Origin of the sequence: Mesoflavibacter sp. CH_XMU1404-2 (assembly GCF_037029465.1) — a bacterium.
GTDB lineage: Bacteria > Bacteroidota > Bacteroidia > Flavobacteriales > Flavobacteriaceae > Mesoflavibacter.
In genome coordinates this window covers 649,743-649,961 of the sequence record NZ_JAYMEM010000026.1, presented here as the reverse complement: position 1 = coordinate 649,961, position 219 = coordinate 649,743, and the positions used below count along the sequence as shown (strand labels likewise).

Genomic DNA, 219 nt, shown 5'->3' with positions numbered 1-219 from the left:
AGTAGGCACTGCATCACATTCTACCGTAAGATCAGCAGGTAAGGCTTCATTGAAGGTTGGTGCAGTGGTATCTTGAACCGAGATGGTTTGTGTATGCACAGTTTCATTACCACAGGCATCCGTAGCTGTCCACACTCTAGTTAGCGTATAGGTATTATCACAAGTTCCAGCAGTAGTCGATTCATTAAACGTTACAGTCGCTGTACCACAACTATCCGA

General features: G+C 44.7%; 1 protein-coding gene. It reads right to left on the bottom strand.

Going from position 1 to position 219, the window contains the following annotated elements; genetic code table 11:
• Positions 1 to 219 (bottom strand): hypothetical protein (locus tag WA327_RS11430; RefSeq protein WP_336069833.1); only part of this gene is annotated, 219 nt, incomplete at both ends.